Source organism: Streptomyces sp. HUAS MG56 (assembly GCF_058673395.1).
In genome coordinates this window covers 5,634,069-5,649,206 of record NZ_CM178722.1, presented here as the reverse complement: position 1 = coordinate 5,649,206, position 15,138 = coordinate 5,634,069, and the positions used below count along the sequence as shown (strand labels likewise).

12 protein-coding genes are annotated in these 15,138 nt (G+C 72.7%); 5 read left to right on the top strand and 7 right to left on the bottom strand.

The annotated features are described in order from the left end of the window. The first annotated feature begins 156 nt into the window (after positions 1 to 156). Positions 157 to 2,127 carry a potassium transporter Kup gene (locus AC4OXY_RS26740; protein ID WP_491991188.1) on the top strand — a complete coding sequence of 657 codons (1,971 nt, stop codon included), beginning with the start codon at positions 157 to 159 and terminating at the stop codon, positions 2,125 to 2,127. A 50-nt stretch (positions 2,128 to 2,177) separates the two neighbouring features. On the opposite strand, the gene AC4OXY_RS26735 is transcribed toward AC4OXY_RS26740, so the two are convergent. Together AC4OXY_RS26735 and AC4OXY_RS26730 are read right to left on the bottom strand one after the other, a co-directional pair. After that, positions 2,178 to 2,354 carry a hypothetical protein gene (locus AC4OXY_RS26735; RefSeq protein ID WP_356026214.1) on the bottom strand — a complete coding sequence of 59 codons (177 nt, stop codon included), beginning with the start codon at positions 2,352 to 2,354 and terminating at the stop codon, positions 2,178 to 2,180. Between the two features lie 3 nt (positions 2,355 to 2,357). Further along, a complete protein-coding gene (locus AC4OXY_RS26730) occupies positions 2,358 to 2,486 on the bottom strand; it encodes a hypothetical protein (RefSeq protein ID WP_356026169.1) in 129 nt (42 codons plus the stop codon). 111 nt (positions 2,487 to 2,597) lie between these two features. Between AC4OXY_RS26730 and AC4OXY_RS26725 the strand changes: the two genes are divergently transcribed. The 4 genes from AC4OXY_RS26725 (at position 2,598) to AC4OXY_RS26710 (ending at position 10,476) form a co-directional block, all read left to right on the top strand. Beyond that, the gene (locus AC4OXY_RS26725) at positions 2,598 to 4,676 is read left to right on the top strand and encodes a protein kinase domain-containing protein (protein WP_491991187.1); all 2,079 of its coding nucleotides are present in this window, start codon (positions 2,598 to 2,600) and stop codon (positions 4,674 to 4,676) included. A gap of 361 nt (positions 4,677 to 5,037) precedes the next feature. Next, positions 5,038 to 5,331, top strand: coding sequence for a hypothetical protein (locus tag AC4OXY_RS26720; protein WP_356026164.1), 294 nt, complete (start codon positions 5,038 to 5,040; stop codon positions 5,329 to 5,331). Positions 5,332 to 5,533: 202 nt separating this feature from the next. Further along, the gene (locus AC4OXY_RS26715; RefSeq protein ID WP_491991186.1) at positions 5,534 to 7,351 is read left to right on the top strand and encodes a glycoside hydrolase family 15 protein; all 1,818 of its coding nucleotides are present in this window, start codon (positions 5,534 to 5,536) and stop codon (positions 7,349 to 7,351) included. Between the two features lie 98 nt (positions 7,352 to 7,449). After that, on the top strand, positions 7,450 to 10,476 hold the full coding sequence (locus AC4OXY_RS26710) for an AfsR/SARP family transcriptional regulator (protein ID WP_491991185.1): 3,027 nt from the start codon (positions 7,450 to 7,452) through the stop codon (positions 10,474 to 10,476). A gap of 107 nt (positions 10,477 to 10,583) precedes the next feature. Here AC4OXY_RS26710 and AC4OXY_RS26705 read toward each other — a convergent pair whose 3' ends face one another. The 5 genes from AC4OXY_RS26705 to AC4OXY_RS26685 form a co-directional block, all read right to left on the bottom strand. After that, complete coding sequence (locus AC4OXY_RS26705) at positions 10,584 to 11,396, bottom strand: cutinase family protein (protein ID WP_356026159.1); 813 nt, start codon at positions 11,394 to 11,396, stop codon at positions 10,584 to 10,586. Positions 11,397 to 11,511: 115 nt separating this feature from the next. Next, positions 11,512 to 12,648, bottom strand: a complete 1,137-nt coding sequence (locus AC4OXY_RS26700; protein WP_491994645.1) for an MFS transporter — start codon at positions 12,646 to 12,648, stop codon at positions 11,512 to 11,514. A 38-nt stretch (positions 12,649 to 12,686) separates the two neighbouring features. Beyond that, entirely contained in the window at positions 12,687 to 13,259 is a 573-nt protein-coding gene (locus AC4OXY_RS26695; protein WP_376287982.1) for a Chromate resistance protein ChrB, read from the bottom strand. A 133-nt stretch (positions 13,260 to 13,392) separates the two neighbouring features. Next, complete coding sequence (locus AC4OXY_RS26690) at positions 13,393 to 14,313, bottom strand: undecaprenyl-diphosphate phosphatase (RefSeq protein WP_491991184.1); 921 nt, start codon at positions 14,311 to 14,313, stop codon at positions 13,393 to 13,395. A gap of 366 nt (positions 14,314 to 14,679) precedes the next feature. Continuing rightward, complete coding sequence (locus AC4OXY_RS26685; RefSeq protein WP_376287980.1) at positions 14,680 to 14,883, bottom strand: PAS domain-containing protein; 204 nt, start codon at positions 14,881 to 14,883, stop codon at positions 14,680 to 14,682. Positions 14,884 to 15,138 lie beyond the last annotated feature (255 nt).

Sequence of the window (15,138 nt, the reverse complement as noted above, 5' to 3'; positions counted from 1 at the left end):
GACGCTCCCGGTCATCGTGCAGGTGCGGCTGCCGTTGGCCTCCCCCGTTGAGACCACGCCGCCCTCCGCCTACCGGTATTCGCGCTGATGATCGGTATCGTCCGCCCCGACGCACAGGGCCTTCAGTACAGCGGCCTGCAACGAGGAGGATTCACCATGGCCGATCACCGGCAGGGGACCGCGCCCGAGGACGGATCCCCATCGCGGACGCCGGACACCGATCATGCGGGCGCGCACGGCACGGTGCGCCTGGCCCTCGTGATCGGTGCTCTCGGCGTGGTCTTCGGTGACATCGGGACCAGCCCGATCTACACCCTGCAGACCGTGTTCGACCCGGGCGACCCGCACCCCGTCCCGGTCACCACTCAGAACGTCTACGGGGTGGTGTCCCTGGTGTTCTGGTCGGTGGTGGTCATCGTCCTGGTCACCTATGTGCTGCTGGCGATGCGCGCCGACAACGACGGCGAGGGCGGCATCATGGCGCTGATCACCCTGGTACGGCGATGGAGCTCACGGCGGGCCGGACGCACCGCCGCCGTACTGGCAGCGCTGGGCATCTTCGGCGCGTCGCTGTTCTTCGGCGACAGCATGATCACCCCGGCGATCTCGGTCCTGTCCGCGGTCGAAGGACTCAAGGTCGTCCAGCCGTCGCTGGAAGGCGCGGTCGTACCCGTCACCGCGGTGATCATCGTGCTGCTGTTCCTCGTGCAGCGCAGGGGAACCGCGGCGGTGGGCCGGGTCTTCGGACCGGTCATGATCGCCTGGTTCGCGGCCATCGGCGCCTGCGGTGTCGCCGGCATCGCCGACCATCCGGCCATCCTCAGGGCGCTGTCGCCGAGCTACGCCCTGGGCTTCCTGTTCGGCCATTTCGGCACGGCCTTCTTCGCTCTGGCCGCGGTTGTGCTGGCGGTCACCGGCGCCGAGGCGCTGTACGCCGACATGGGGCACTTCGGCCGCCGGGCGATCACCCGCGCCTGGCTGTTCCTCGTCTTCCCCGCCTGCATCCTGAGCTACTTCGGCCAGGGCGCGCTGATCCTCGCCGATCCGCACAACATCAGCAGCCCCTTCTTCCTGCTCGCACCGGACTGGGGACGCCTGCCGATGGTCGTGCTGGCCACGGCGGCCACCGTGATCGCCTCCCAGGCAGTGATCACCGGCGCGTACTCGGTGACCTCCCAGGCAGCCCAGCTGGGTTACCTGCCGAGGCTGCGGATCGCGCACACCTCCGAATCCACCATCGGCCAGATCTACGTCCCCTGGATCAACTGGCTGCTGATGGTCGCGGTCCTCACCCTGGTCTTCGCCTTCCGCAGCTCCGCGGCGCTGGCCTTCGCGTTCGGCATGGCGGTCACCGGCACCATCACCATCACCACCCTGCTGTTCTTCTACGTCGCCCGCGCGAAATGGGGCACGCCCAAATGGCTGGTCGCCATCGGCGCGACCGTGCTGCTCTTTGTGGACCTGCTGTTCGTGGCGGCCAACCTGACCAAGTTCGTCCACGGCGCGTGGCTGCCGCTGATGATCGGCGTCACCGCGTTCACCGTCATGACGACCTGGCAACGCGGACGCGAGGTCGTCACCGCCGAACGGGCGCGGCTCGAAGGTCCGCTGCCCGAGTTCATCGAAGACCTCCGCTCAGGGAAGCTGTCGACGCTCCGGATCCCGGGCACGGCCGTTTTCCTCAACCGGGGCAAGCAGACCGCGCCCCTGGCCATGCGGGCCAACGTCGAGCACAACCACGTGCGTCACGACCAGGTCGTCATCCTCTCCCTGGCGACCGAACCCATGCCCCGCGTACCGGCCGACCAGCGGATCGTCGTCGACGACCTCGGCTACACCGACGACGGGATCATCCACGTCACCGCAAGGTTCGGCTACATGGAGACACCGGACGTGCCCGGCACCCTGGCCGTGCTCACCCCGGCACAGACCGAGGGGCCGCTGGACCTCGACCAGGCGTCCTACTTCCTGTCGAAGATCGAGCTCCGGCGCGGCACGTCACCGACGATGGCGCCCTGGCGCAAGCGGCTGTTCATCGCCACCTCCTACATCACCGCCGACGCCGCCGAGTACTTCGGCCTGCCCCGCGACCGCACCGTCATCATGGGCTCCCACGTCGAGGTGTAGACGCGTGGGTCACCGAGGACAGATGCCCGACTCCGCTCGGACTTCCACCATCACCGTCTGGGCGGCCTCGGCCGACGCGGCTGCCTGGCGGTGAGCAGTCCGATGTCCTCGACGTCGGAGGTCAGGATCGTCACCCGGCCGGGGTGCTGGAGCGCGGTCGCGCACAGCATGGCGTCGATGGCGTGCTTGTGACCATGCAGCCCCGCTGCTCGCAGTGTCCAAGGCACCGCTCATACGGCCGCCCCGGCATCCGAGGTCCCGCCGGTGAGCGGAGCCCGCTTGGCCGCCGCCTCCAGGTACGCCGAGACGCGCCCGAAGTGCGGGCCGTGGACGCGGAGTCGAGCGAGGACGGATGTCATGTCCGGCGAAGTGTCCGACACCACGCGGGTTTTGAGCGGCTCCGTTTCCGGGGCGGCAGGACCTACTCTGATCCCCGTGAGGCAGGCAGGCGCTGGGAAGGACGATCGGCGATGACGCCCCTGAGCACCGGGGACCCGGAGTCCATAGGCGGGTACACCCTTCTCGGCCGGCTCGGGGCGGGCGGTATGGGAGTCGTCTATCTGGGAGTCTCCGCCTCGGGACGGCAGGTCGCGGTCAAGCTCGCGCACGGGCCGTATGCCCAGGAAGAGGAGTTCCGGACACGCTTTCGGCAGGAGGTCGCGGCAGCGCGCAGAGTGAGCGGCGCCTTCACCGCGCCTGTCGTGGACGCCGACCCGGACGCCGACCGGCCATGGATGGCGACGCTCTACGTCCCGGGGCTCAACCTCGCCGAAGTCGTGGAGCAGGACGGCCCGTTGAGCCAGCGGGAACTGCGCGCGCTGGGGCTGGGGCTCACCGAGGCGCTGCGCGACATCCACCGGGCGGGCCTGGTGCACCGGGACCTCAAACCGCGCAACGTCCTGATGACCGAGGACGGGCCGCGCGTCATCGACTTCGGCATATCGCGCGCCTCCGACAACCAGAGCCTCACCACGACCGGCCGGATGATCGGCACTCCGCCCTTCATGTCGCCGGAACAACTGTCCGCTCCCCGAGACGTCACCCCGGCCTCGGACGTGTTCTCGCTGGGGTCACTGCTGGTGTTCGCGGCCGTCGGCACGGGGCCGTTCGACAGCGACAGCCCGTACATCACCGGCTATCAGGTGGTGCACGGGACCCCGGACCTCGACGGGGTGCCCCAAGCGCTCCTGGGCATCGTCGAGCGCTGCCTGGACAAGGACCCGGCCGCCCGGCCGGAACTGACGGACATACACCGCATGCTCCAGGCGCTGCCGGAGTCCGACGTCACCGCGTCCCCGAGGACCGGGCGGTCCGCGCGGCCCCGCCGCCGGGCACGGTTGCTGCTCACCGGCCTCGGCGCGGCGCTGGCCGTCACGGGGCTGTGTGTCGGGGTGGGGGTCTTCGTGTCCGGTCCGGACACCACCGCCGCCTCCCGGGCCGCCGCCACGGCCACCGCCCGTGCCGCGTCACTGCCCGACGGCTGGCGGCCGTGGCGCACGGAGCTGCGGTACGACGTGAAGGGTGTCCCTCTCGACTACGACAGCCCGGGATGCGTGGCGGCGGGAAGCGCCCTGTTCTGCGGCGGCACGGGCTTCACGGCCGCCAGGATCGACGCGGCCTCCGGCCGCACCCTGTGGCGGACCGGCACCCGCCCTCAGGGGGTGCAGCCGATCGGCGTTCGCGACGGGCTGGTCTATGTGTACGAGGATCCGGACGACAGGACCCGGCGCGTGGTGGCCCTCGACGCCGCCACCGGGCACCGGCGGTGGCAACGCGACATCGACAAGGCCGAGGACGCGGTCCTGTACGACGGCGGGTTGCTGACCCTGTCTCCCGACCACGCGTCGTTCGTGGCCTACGGGCCTTCCGGCAAGGAACTGTGGCGGGCGCCCTCGCCGGCCGAGTACTGCACTCCGTCGGCGCTGGGAGGCGTCCCCCGTGCCCTGTGCTCGAAGGGCACCGAGCCCGGCCGGGCCCCGGTCGAGCTGATGAAGCCCGGACCCGGCAGCCTGACCGGAACCGCCACACTGCCCACGAAGGCGCAGGCGCTCGGCGCTGTCGGCGGGCAACCCCTGTTCCTCGCCCCCCAGACCGCGAAGGACGTGTACGAAGCCGGGTACGAACGGCCGTACAACGCGCTGCTGCGGGTGACCTCGACCGGGCAGGTCAGACGGATACCGCTGGCACGTCCGCTGACCGGCGCGGCCACCCTTGTGGACGGCGTCGTCTACTTCGTCCGGTCCGACGGGTCGGTCACCGCGGTGTCGGCGGACAGCGGCAGACAGCTGTGGCAGAAGGTGACGGACGTGGAGAGTCTGTCCGCGCCCGCGGTGTCAGCGACGTACGGGCGGGTGTATTTCTCCAACCGCTTCGGCCGTCTGCTGGCGCTGGACAGCCGCACCGGAGCGGAGGTCTGGCGCACGTCCGCGCTGGACGACCCCGGGGACAAAGCGCAGGACTATCCGCCGCGCGTACTGCTCGTCGAGGACGCGATCGTGGCGACGGCCGGCGACACGGCCTTCTCCCGAAGCCCGCACGGGCCCACCTGACCCGGACACGGTCCCCGATCACGTCGCGGATGGGGGCACGGCCTCGACGTGACACCCTCCGCCAGAGGTACGCCGCCTCTCACTGCGTGATCAACCTGCCCGAACGGGGGTCTCCCCTCGTTACTGAGGCAATTGGGCCTTTCGGAGGAGGCGGGGCGGCGGCGCCACCGAGAACGCGACGGATGGCCCCTACAAGGGACAGTCACGGATATATCCGTTCTTTGTAACGCACATCCTTTCGTCGATCCGGTCCCGTGCCGGCGGGCCACAGTGTGGGGCCTCGGCACAGAGCCGGGAATCTCGGATGGCACGCCCGGCCCCGGCCAGGGGCCGGTATGCACGAACGTGAGGTGACAGCTTCATGTCTGTTTCTCGTACGACGATCCGCCTGATCGCCACCTGTCTGGCCTCGGGCGCCCTCATCGGCGCGGCCGCCATGCCGGCCCTGGCCGCCGGGGGCGGTCATGACCGCGACCACGGAAGGAACTACTCGCACAGTCGCAGGGGCGACCGCGACCACGACGGCCGATTCGGCGACCGGGGCCGGGGCCACGGCTGGGACCGGGGCCGTGACCGGGACCGGGGCTGGCACCGGGACCACGGCCGGTACGACGACCGGTACCGGGGTCACGAGCGCTACCGCGGCCGCCGCTAGCCCGCCCCGCCGGAGGGCCGAGGGCCGAAGACCGTTCCACGCGGTCCTCGGCCCTCCGGCCGTGTTCCGCACCGTGCGGCGCTCGCGCGCCCCGTCCCGCATGCCGTGGCGGGTTCGTCCCACAGGGCGGACAGTGGAATCGGGAGCCTCAGGGCATCAAAGGGGGCAGGGGCGTCAGGGGCGTCAGGAAATCGGGGTGATCATGGACCGTTACCCGCCCATCGCCGATCACGGCCTCGTCGGTGACCTCCAGACCGCCGCCCTGGTGTCGTCCCAGGGGGTCGTCGACTGGTTCACGGCTCCCCGGTTCGACTCGCCCAGCGTCTTCGCCTCCCTGCTCGACCACGACCGCGGCGGCTCCTTCCTGTTCGCCCCGGAGAGCCGGAACACCACCTGCAAGCAGCTCTACTACCCCGACACCGCGGTCCTGGTGACACGGTTCATGTCGCCCGACGGAGTCGGCGAGGTCTTCGACTGCATGCCGCCGGACCGCACCGGAACCCCCACCGACCGGCATGTTCTGATACGCGGCGTGCGGGCGGTCCGCGGCACGGTGCGCTTCACTCTGGAGTGCCGTCCGCGCTTCGACTACGGCAGGGCCGCCCACCGCCTCGACCTGCGGGACGGTACCGCCACCTTCCGGGCACCCGGCGCCGCCGCCTGGTTGCAGAGCACCTTCCCCCTGCGACAGGACGGCACGGACGTGCGGGGCGAGGTGACCCTGCGGACGGACGAGGTGGCCGCGGCGGTGTTCACCGTCGGCGGGCCCGGTGGCGATCCCCCGCCGCCGGTCACCGCGGAGCGGGCGATGGAGCGGTTCTGGGAGGTGGTGGACTTCTGGCAGGACTGGGTGCGCTCCTCCCGGTACCACGGCCGGTGGCCGGGGGTGGTGCACCGCTCGGCCATCACGCTCAAGCTGCTCACCTACGCGCCCACCGGTGCGCCCGTCGCCGCCGCGACCATGGGGCTGCCCGAGCAGATCGGGGGTGAACGCAACTGGGACTACCGCTACACCTGGGTCCGCGACGGCTCCCTGTCCGTGCGTGCCCTGCTCGACCTGGGGTTCGCCGAGGAGGCGGCGCGGTTCACGCGCTGGCTGGGGGACCGCCTCCAGGCCCGGGAGGGCGCCGGCGGCGAGCCGTTGCAGATCATGTACCGCGTCGACGGCGACCCCGAGGTGCCGGAAGAGGTGCTCTCGCACTTCGAGGGCTACCGGGGCTCGTATCCGGTACGGCTGGGGAACGCGGCGGCCGGCCAGTTGCAGCTGGACATCTACGGGGAGGCGCTCTACGCCCTGTCGGAGGGGAGCGAGGTGACGGCGGGAGGCAGCTACCACGGCTGGAAGAACGTCGCGCGCACGCTGGACTGGCTCGCCGACTCCTGGGACCGCCCCGACGAGGGCATCTGGGAGACGCGCGGCGGGCGCCGGGACTTCACCTTCAGCCGGGTGATGGCGTGGGTGGCCTTCGACCGGGGGCTGCGTCTGGCGTGGGAGCACAGCCGTCCGGCGGACGCTCCCCGGTGGACCGCGGCGCGCGACGCGATCCTCGAACAGGTGATGGAGCGGGGCTGGAACGAGCAGGAGCAGGCCCTCGTCCAGCACTACGGCAGCGACGTCCTCGACGCCTCGCTGCTGCTCATTCCGCGCGTCGGGTTCCTGGCGCCGAGGACGGTGAGCTGGCTGTCGACCCTGGACGCGATGGAGCGCACGCTGGTGTCGGACAGCCTCGTCTACCGCTACGACCCAGCGGCCTCGCCGGACGGACTGCGGGGCTCCGAAGGCACCTTCAGCCTCTGCACCTTCCTCTACGTGGACGCCCTCGCCCGCGCCGGCCGGATCCGTCCGGCGCGCTACGCGTTCGAGAAGATGCAGACCTACGCCAACCACGTCGGCCTGTTCGCCGAGGAGATCGGCCCCAGCGGCGAGCAGTTGGGCAACTTCCCGCAGGCTTTCACGCATCTGTCGCTGATCATGGCCGCCACCACCCTGGACGACGCCCTCGACCAGCAGCGCGTCTGAGAACCTTGCGCAGGGGTGGTGTGGTGCCGTCGTACGCGAGAGGGGCAGGTCTTGTGGGGGCCGCCGTGGGGTGGGCCGGGGCTGGATAGGCTCCCCGCGTGCCGATTCCGCGCGAGTTGTCCACGAACGCAAATCAGCAACTTCGATTCGCTCTGCTCGGGCCGCTCCAGGCCTGGCGTGGCGAGGCGGGTCTGGAGCTCGGGCCGGTTCGTGAACAGGCCCTGCTCGTGGCCCTGTTGCTGCGACCGGGCAGGACGGTCGGCCGGCGGCAGCTGCTCGACGGGGTGTGGGGTGCGGAGCCCCCCGGCACGGGCGACCGGGTGATCCCGGTCTATGTGCACCGGTTACGGCGGCGCCTGGACGCTCCTGGAGAGGGCTCGGCGACCTCCGTGATCGACACCGTTCGCGGCGGCTACCGCTTCGCCCCGGGGACCGCGGGTGTGGACGAGGCGCGGTGGGCGGAGCTCGCCGCCGAGGGGCGTGCGGCGAGGGACTCGGGGGACCTGGACGCCGCGGCGGACACGTGGTCCCGGGCGCTGGCCCTGTTCCGCGGCGAGCCCCTGGCCGGGATTCCCGGGCCCTTCGCGGAAGGGGAGCGGCTGCGGCTGGCGGAGCAGCGGCTCCTGCTGACGCAGGACAAGGTGGACTGCCGGCTCCGGTCGGGACGGCACGCCGAGGCCGTGGGAGAACTGTTCTCCCTGACGACGGCCCACCCCCACAACGAGGCGCTGGCCGCCCTGCTCATGCGCGCCCTGCACGCCGCCAACCGGCAGGCCGACGCGCTGGACGTCTACGCCGCGGTGCGCCGCCGGCTGGTGGACGAGCAGGGGGTGGAGCCCGGCGCCGAACTGCGCCGGGTGCACGAGGCGGTCCTCCGCGGCGACGACGCGTTCCTGCTCGGCGACACCGCCGACAACGCCGTACGGCAGGGGCGGGCGGCGCGGCACCCGACGCGACGGCCGACCGGGCCCCGGCGTCCCGAACCCGCTGCCGCCACCCGCCGGATACGCCATGAACTGCCCGTCGAGACAGGCAGCTTCACGGGCCGGGACCGGGAGCAGCGGCTGCTCGTCGCGCCCGCCGACGCGCGGGCGGTCACCGTCCGGGCGGTCGACGGCATGGCCGGGGTCGGGAAGACCGCCCTGGTGGTGCGCGCGGCGCGGGCGCTGCGGGACCGGTACCCCGACGGCTGCCTGTTCATCGAGCTGCACGGGCATCGCGCGGACCGTGAGACGGCGGGGCGGCAGCGCGTACTGCGCCGGCTGCTGCGGGCGGTGGGGGCCGGCGAGGGGGAGGACTCCGAGGACCTGGACGAGCTGGCCGCGTCCTGGCGGGCGGCGACCGCCTCCCTCCGGCTGCTCCTCGTGCTCGACGACGCCTCGCGCGCCGAGCAGGTGCGCCCGCTGATCCCCGCCGGTGCCGGCAGCATGGTGATCGTGACCAGCCGCCGGCGCCTGACCGGGCTGGACGCGGACCGCAGGGTCTCGCTGTCCCCGCTCGGCATCGACGAGGCCGCGAGGCTGCTGACCCGTATCGTCGGCGGCGGCGAGGACGCCGACGGGCCGGGCGAGGACCGATCCGTCCGGGAACTGGCCGTGCTGTGCGGCCGGCTTCCGCTGGCGTTGCGGATCGTCGGGGCGCGCGTCCAGGACCGCCCGTCGTGGGCGGTGGCAGCCCTGGTGGCGCGGCTGACCGACGACGAGTACCGGCTCGACGAGCTGGCGGTGGAGGACCGCAGCGTCGAGGCCGCGTTCCGGATCTCCTACGACCGGCTGCCGGCCGCCGAGCAGCGCGCCTTCCGCGCCCTGGGCCTGTCGCCCACCGTACGGCTGGACCGGCTGACGCTGGCGGCCCTGCTCGGCTGCCCGCCCCCCGACGCGGCACGCACCCTGGAGAGCCTGGCCGACGCGAGTCTGGTGCAGCGGGTGACCGCCGACCGCTACCGGCTGCACGATCTGGTGGCGGTCTATGCCCGGCGCGTCGCCGCCGCCTCGCCCGACGAGGTCGCGACGGCCCAGGAGGGTGTGTTCCGGCTGTACGTGGTCGCCGCCCGCTGTGCCGGTGACTGGGGCACCACGTCCTTCCCGACCGGCCCGCGGGGCATCGGCCCCTTCGCGGACTGGGAGGAGGCCGCGGCCTGGCTGGACGAGGCGGGCGGTGAACTGGTCGACGTGATCGGCCGGGCGGCGGCCGCGGGCCGGCTGGACGAGGCCTGCTGGATCGCCGAGGGCCTGGTCGACTACCTCACCCGGCAGGGCCGGTTCCACGAGTGCCGCACCGCGCTGGAGACACTGCTGCCGCTGGTCGGCCGGGCCGGCGACCGGCGGATGGACTCCGCGCTGCGCACCGGCCTGGGCATCCTGTTCGGGCTCCAGGGCCGTTACGGGCAGGCCCGCACCTGGTTCACGGAGGCGCTGGACATCAGCCGCCGGGCCGGTGACCGGCATGAGCAGGCCAAGGCCGCGGCCGGTCTGGGCACCTTCGCCAACCTGGAGGGGCGGATCGCCGAGTCCATGGCCCATTTCGCCGAAGTCCTGGGTCTCGTAGGAGAGTTGACGCACGACGACTGGCTCATGGGCTCGGTCATGACGCGCGCCGGCGATGTGCACCACCAACTCGGCGAGTACGACAAGGCGTACGACCGCTACCTGGAGGCGATCGCCCTTGCCGAGCGGGCGGGCAGTCCCCGGCTCCTCGGCAAGACGCTGCTCCGCCTCGGTGGTCTCCAGCTCGACCTCGGGCGGCCGGCCGAGGCCGTGGGCACGCTCGGCAAGGCCGAGGACCTGGCGAGGCGTCTCGGGGACGTTCCCCTGCACTCCGCCGTCCTCGGCCGGCTGTCCGCGGCGGAGGCCGACCTGGGCAACCTGCGGGCGGCGGCCGAACTCCGCCGCCGGTCACAGGAGTTGCTGGACGAGCAGACCGGCAGCGCGCCGGAGATCGCGATACGCCATCGGCTGATCCGGCCGGGCGCCGTGGCGGAGGACCTGACCGGGGCGCGCGACTTCTTCGAGCGGGGCACCGCCCTGCCCGCCACCGACGCCAACCGTGCGCGCATCTCCCGGGTGCTGGACGACCTCGGCCGCCGCCGACGCGCACACCGGCGGCCGGACGCGGACGAGCCGTAGCGGCCCGGGTGGGTACGAGCGGGGCCGGGCCCGGCCGGGACGTGCCGGCCGGGCCCTTCTTCCCCCGTGTCCTCCCCTGCCCCCGTTGCCCCGTTCGCTCAGGGGTCCTACACGGGGTCTCCGTTCTCGTTCAGCCACTGGACGCCGTCTTGGCCGTCCTGGGTGAGGTTCTTGGGGATGACGAAGTCCGGGTACTTCCAGTGCAGGTTGACGTAGCCGGGGGCGTTCGTGAGGGACCTCAGGTCGCAGACCGGGTCGCCGACGATGCAGTACCGCCTGACCGGGATGCCGTTGAACTCCACCGGGCCGGCGCCGGGGGCGGTGGCCACCCCGGGGATGCCCAGCCCCTTGGGCAGGTGCGCCCCGAAGCCGGTGTCGGGCTGCATCGGGTCGGCGTAGAGCATGCCGTCGACCTGGGAGAGCGGGATGCCGGTGCTGCCGCTCGCGATCGTCTGGAGCACCCGGTCCGCGGCCTGTGCGCCCTGGGAGTAGCCGGTGATCGTGATGCGGGCGCCGGGGTGCGCCCGGTGGGTGTCCTGCGCCGCCTGCAGCCCCCGCTGGTAGCCGAGTTCGACGCTGGCGTCGTAGGTCGGTGCGGTGAGGGCCTCGGGGTTGACCTTCAGGGGGAGCTCGACGAGCCCGCCGGTGGGGCCGATGACGGGGCCGGCGGTGGCCGGGTAGCACACCTCGATCGCAGAGGAGCCGAGGCCGAGACGGTCGTTCGCGGTGGTGTAGGAGCGCGTGGTGGTGGGGCAGCCGTCCTTGTTGTCCGTGGGGCCGGTGCCGCCGATCTCGATGTAGTAGTGCCCCGCGTCGGCCGCGTGGGCGGCGGCGGGAAACGCGACGGCGGCACCGGCGGTCAGCGTCGCGGCGACGGCCGCGGTGCGCACGGCCCGTGCCAGCCTGCTCGTTTTCGACATGGCGTGATCTCCCCCTGGGATGGTGGTCGTGCCGGGCGACGAACGCACCAGACGCTAGGCACCGGTGTTCACATCGCGTTGACATACCGATGACTGCGCAGGTGGCAGGGCGCGCTCAGCCGCCGGCGGCGCGGCGTCGTACGAGGGCGAGCAGCGAGCCGAGAGCCAGCAGGACGCCGAGGGTCGCGTAGCCGTGGGTGAGGGTGGTGAGCGAGGCGACCGTGGCGACGAGCAACGGGCCGCCCGCGTCGCCGAGTTCGCGGCCGAGTTCGGCGGCGCCCATGGTCTGCCCGAGCCGTTCGGCGGGGGTGCTCGCGGCGAGGGCGGCGAAGCCGAGCGGGGTGATCAGGCCGGTCCCGGTCCCGGTCAGGGCGGCGCCGAGGAGGATGCCGGTCAGGCCCGGCAGCATGGCGCAGCCCATTCCGGCGGCGGCGAGCAGCAGCCCGGCCGTGATGCCGGACCGGGTCGTGAGCCGCCCGTCGTCCAGGGCCCGGCCGGCCCGTGGCTGGACCACGGCCGAGCAGGCGGCCAGCACGGACACCGCGGCGCCGGTGGCCACGGTGCCGAGCCCGGCCGCACGCCCGGACACCGGCAGGAAGCCGACCCCGACCGACAGGGCGGCCGTGGCCGCCGCGAGTGCGGACGTCGGGGCGAGGAAGGCCGGGTCGGCCAGACGTCGGGCGAGGTCGAGGACCGTCTGCCGGGCCTTGGGCAGCGGGGGTACGACGGGCACGGCGAGCGCGGCCCACCCGGCGACCGCCGCACCGAGCACCGCGAGTACGGCGAACAGCAGCCGCAGGCCGCCCGCCCACACCAGGACGCCGCCGAGCAGCGGGCCGAGGGTGTAGCCGATGGATTTGCAGAAGCCGTAACTGCCGAACGCCCGGCCGTGCCTGGCGGCCGGGTTGAGGCGGGCGACCAGGGCGGAGGCGGACGGGGAGAAGGCGGAGGCCGCGGCGCCCTGGCCGAGCCGGGCGGCCCACAGCCAGCCGGGGCGGTCGGCGACGACGTACAGGGCGGACGCGGCGGCGAAGGCGACGAGTCCGCCGAGCAGCACGGGCCGGGCGCCGATGCGGTCGGCGAGGGTGCCGAACAGCGGCTTGAGCAGCACCTCGGCACCGTCGTACAGGGCGAGCAGGCCGCCGAGCACGAGCAGCGAGGTGACCGCGCCCCGGCCGTGCCCGCCGAGGTTGGCCGCGATGCCGTGCGCGCCGAAGGCGGTGGTGAACCCGGCGGCGTACAGCGGCCACATCTGCCGGGCCGGAGCCGTCCGCGCCGTCGGCGTCGTGCTCACTGTTCCGCTTCCGTCCGCGGGGCCTGGTGCAGGGCGGCGAAGACGCGCTCGGCGTAGTCCTCGCAGACGGCCACGCACCGCCCCAGCCGCTCGCCGGCCTCGGCCGCCTCGGGAGTCCCGAACACGTCGCGTGCCGTCAGGTCCCGGTGCCGGCGCCGAAGCCGCTCCAGCGACCGCTCCTCCTCCTCCAGTTCGGCCAGCGTGAACGTGGCGACGCGGATCCCCTCGGCGATCTCCGCCTCGAACGTGCCGCAGTCGGCGAGGAACTCCGCCCAGTCCGCCGAGCGGGCGGCGTCGAACATCTCCTGGAGGAGGGTGGCGTCCTGGGCGCCGCGCCCGGAGGCGGCCAACGTCACGACCTGGCCCGCGGCCTGCTCGGTGAGTACGACCGCCCGCGCGATGCCGTCGGCGAAGACCGGCACGTCCGGCACGGCCCAGATCCCCTGGCCGAGCGAGAGCGCCCCGATCCTGCGCAGCTCCCGCCAGACGCCGACGCGGTGCCGCGACGGCTGGGCGGGGAGTCTGATCAGGAGGACGAGCCAGCGGCTCACCGTTTCGACGTTCGACACACCGCCGAATGTAGCAGCGGTTACATCCGGTGGTGTGCGGATGAGTGATGCGGCCGTCATCCGCCGGTCCGGGCGGAGGTGCGTTCAGCGGCCCGGCCGGCGCCGGGCAGGAAGAAGCCGGAGCAGGCCCGCCTCAGGCCAGCGTGAAGTACGCGAGGCTGCCCAGGCCGGCCAGTGTGCAGTAGACGGCGAACGGGATGAGGGTGCGGTGCTCGAAGTAGCGGACCAGGAAGCGCGTGGCGAGGTAGGCCGCGACGAACGCGGCCACGCTGCCGGCCAGCAGGGGGCCGCGCAGGCCGTTGCCCTGCGCCCCGAGCAGCGGCGGGAGCTTGAGCAGCGCGGCGCCGCCGATGACGGGGGTGGCGAGGAGGAACGCGAAGCGGGCGGAGTCCTCGTGGTCCATGCCCTTGAAGATGCCCGCGCTGATGGTGGAGCCGGAGCGGCTGATGCCGGGCAGCAGGGCGAGGATCTGGGCGGCGCCGATGGTCACGGCCTGCCGGATGGTCAGCCGGGTGATCCGCAGGTCGGACTGCTCGTCCGCCGACAGGTGCTCCTCGCCGGGGGCGACGGCCGCCCCGGCCCGCCGGTGGCCGGTCCCGCCGCGCCGCAGCTGCTCGGTGACGAAGAGGACGATGCCGTTGAGCGCCAGGAAGATCGCGGTGGGGACGGGCTTGCCGAGCGTCGTGCGGAAGACCTTGTCGAGCGCGATGCCGGCGATGCCCACCGGGATGCAGGCCGTGATGATCAGCCAGGCGAGCTTCTGGTCCACGGTCTCGATGCGGCGCTGGGTGACCGACGTGAACAGACCGCGGACGATCCGCACCCAGTCCCGCCAGAAGTAGACGACCAGCGCGAGCGCGGTGGCCAGGTGGAGGCCGACCAGCTCGTTGAGGTAGAGGGATCCGTCGGCGGAGACGTCCAGGTCGTGCTTCCAGTGCCCGCCGAGCAGCGCGGGTATCAGGATGCTGTGCCCCAGGCTGGAGACGGGGAACAGCTCGGTGACGCCTTGCAGCAGGCCGACGCCGACGGCTTCGGGATAGGTCAGGACGGACATGGAGGGCCTTCGACTCGGAATGCGGGAAAGTGAGGCTTCGGGCGACGCTCGCGGCGGCTCCGACCCGTCCGGAAACTACTACATCTTGTAAAACTTGATGGCCGGGGTGAGGGGGTGTTCATCTCGGCGTCCCGCAAGGTTCACCTTCCCCGGCCGGGCACGCGTCGACGGCGGTGACCTTCTCGCACCGCCCGACCGGGAGGGGCGCGCACCCGGGCGTCGGCGCTCTCCTGACCGCGCCGCGGAAGTTCCGGTCGGCCGGTCTCCTCGATGAGTACGACCATGCCCCGGACGACGCCGGAGACATCGCAGACGTCGTCGTCGGTCAGGGGCGATGCCGACCAGGAGACCGGGACCAGCCGTCCGTCACCACGCAGGCACCCGTCGTCGTCCACACGCCGTACGCCCCAGCAGCTGCTCCGCGGCCGGGTTGGCCGCGACGATCCGCCCGGCCGGGTCGATCGCGGCGACGGCCGTACCCAGCTGCTCGACGACCCGCTGCCACAGATCCGGCTTCGCCGCCGACGGCAGCCGTTCGTGCTCTCCGCCGGGCTTCGAGCCGTCCGTCACGCCGCCGCCCTTCCCGCACGGACCACACCGCCGCCGGGCCCGGGCCCCGGTCATGAAGGCGCCGGTGCCCCGACGGTCCCCCTGCGGGTACCCGCCCGCACGGCCGGCACGACGGCGCATGCGCGACACCGCTGTCCGTGGCAGTGTGATCCGTACCGGGCGTTGGGTCCTTCGGCCCCATGCCCGGGAACTGTGGCCCGGATCGGCCGAGGTCTCGCTGATCCATCCTGGTGGCGCTGGGTCGGTCGGCCGAGG